At 52.6% G+C, this 2330-nt stretch carries 1 rRNA gene; it reads left to right on the top strand.

Going from position 1 to position 2330, the window contains the following annotated elements:
- A 23S ribosomal RNA gene (locus tag OGY83_RS00015) occupies positions 1–2305 on the top strand; the annotation flags it as partial.
- Positions 2306–2330: the final 25 nt, after the last annotated feature.

Consider the following 2330-nt stretch of genomic DNA (forward strand, 5'->3'; position numbering starts at 1 on the left):
GGTTAACCGAATAGGGGAGCCGAAGGGAAACCGAGTCTTAACTGGGCGTTAAGTTGCAGGGTATAGACCCGAAACCCGGTGATCTAGCCATGGGCAGGTTGAAGGTTGGGTAACACTAACTGGAGGACCGAACCGACTAATGTTGAAAAATTAGCGGATGACTTGTGGCTGGGGGTGAAAGGCCAATCAAACCGGGAGATAGCTGGTTCTCCCCGAAAGCTATTTAGGTAGCGCCTCGTGAATTCATCTTCGGGGGTAGAGCACTGTTTCGGCTAGGGGGTCATCCCGACTTACCAACCCGATGCAAACTGCGAATACCGAAGAATGTTATCACGGGAGACACACGGCGGGTGCTAACGTCCGTCGTGAAGAGGGAAACAACCCAGACCGCCAGCTAAGGTCCCAAAGTCATGGTTAAGTGGGAAACGATGTGGGAAGGCACAGACAGCCAGGATGTTGGCTTAGAAGCAGCCATCATTTAAAGAAAGCGTAATAGCTCACTGGTCGAGTCGGCCTGCGCGGAAGATGTAACGGGGCTAAACCATGCACCGAAGCTGCGGCAGCGACACTATGTGTTGTTGGGTAGGGGAGCGTTCTGTAAGCCGTTGAAGGTGGCCTGTGAGGGTTGCTGGAGGTATCAGAAGTGCGAATGCTGACATAAGTAACGATAATGCGGGTGAAAAACCCGCACGCCGGAAGACCAAGGGTTCCTGTCCAACGTTAATCGGGGCAGGGTGAGTCGACCCCTAAGGCGAGGCCGAAAGGCGTAGTCGATGGGAAACAGGTTAATATTCCTGTACTTGGTGTTACTGCGAAGGGGGGACGGAGAAGGCTATGTTAGCCGGGCGACGGTTGTCCCGGTTTAAGCATGTAGGCGGAATGACCAGGTAAATCCGGTCGTTTATTAACGCTGAGGTGTGATGACGAGGCACTACGGTGCTGAAGTAACAAATGCCCTGCTTCCAGGAAAAGCCTCTAAGCATCAGGTAACACGAAATCGTACCCCAAACCGACACAGGTGGTCAGGTAGAGAATACCAAGGCGCTTGAGAGAACTCGGGTGAAGGAACTAGGCAAAATGGTGCCGTAACTTCGGGAGAAGGCACGCTGATATGTAGGTGAAGTGGTTTACCCATGGAGCTGAAATCAGTCGAAGATACCAGCTGGCTGCAACTGTTTATTAAAAACACAGCACTGTGCAAACACGAAAGTGGACGTATACGGTGTGACGCCTGCCCGGTGCCGGAAGGTTAATTGATGGGGTTATCCGTAAGGAGAAGCTCTTGATCGAAGCCCCGGTAAACGGCGGCCGTAACTATAACGGTCCTAAGGTAGCGAAATTCCTTGTCGGGTAAGTTCCGACCTGCACGAATGGCGTAATGATGGCCAGGCTGTCTCCACCCGAGACTCAGTGAAATTGAACTCGCTGTGAAGATGCAGTGTACCCGCGGCAAGACGGAAAGACCCCGTGAACCTTTACTATAGCTTGACACTGAACACTGGTCCTTGATGTGTAGGATAGGTGGGAGGCTTTGAAGTGTGGACGCCAGTCTGCATGGAGCCATCCTTGAAATACCACCCTTTAATGGCTGGTGTTCTAACGTAGACCCGTAATCCGGGTTGCGGACAGTGTCTGGTGGGTAGTTTGACTGGGGCGGTCTCCTCCTAAAGAGTAACGGAGGAGCACGAAGGTTAGCTAATCCTGGTCGGACATCAGGAGGTTAGTGCAAAGGCATAAGCTAGCTTGACTGCGAGAGTGACGGCTCGAGCAGGTGCGAAAGCAGGTCTTAGTGATCCGGTGGTTCTGAATGGAAGGGCCATCGCTCAACGGATAAAAGGTACTCCGGGGATAACAGGCTGATACCGCCCAAGAGTTCATATCGACGGCGGTGTTTGGCACCTCGATGTCGGCTCATCACATCCTGGGGCTGAAGTAGGTCCCAAGGGTATGGCTGTTCGCCATTTAAAGTGGTACGCGAGCTGGGTTTAGAACGTCGTGAGACAGTTCGGTCCCTATCTGCCGTGGGCGCTGGAGAATTGAGGGGGGCTGCTCCTAGTACGAGAGGACCGGAGTGGACGCATCACTGGTGTTCGGGTTGTCATGCCAATGGCATTGCCCGGTAGCTAAATGCGGAAGAGATAAGTGCTGAAAGCATCTAAGCACGAAACTTGCCCCGAGATGAGTTCTCCCTGAGACTATAAGTCTCCTGAAGGAACGTTGAAGACTACGACGTTGATAGGTCGGGTGTGTAAGCGTAGCGATACGTTGAGCTAACCGATACTAATGAACCGTGAGGCTTAACCTTACAACGCCGAAGATGTTTTGGCGAA

Source organism: Citrobacter sp. Cpo090 (genome assembly GCF_030332665.1).
GTDB lineage: Bacteria > Pseudomonadota > Gammaproteobacteria > Enterobacterales > Enterobacteriaceae > Citrobacter > Citrobacter portucalensis.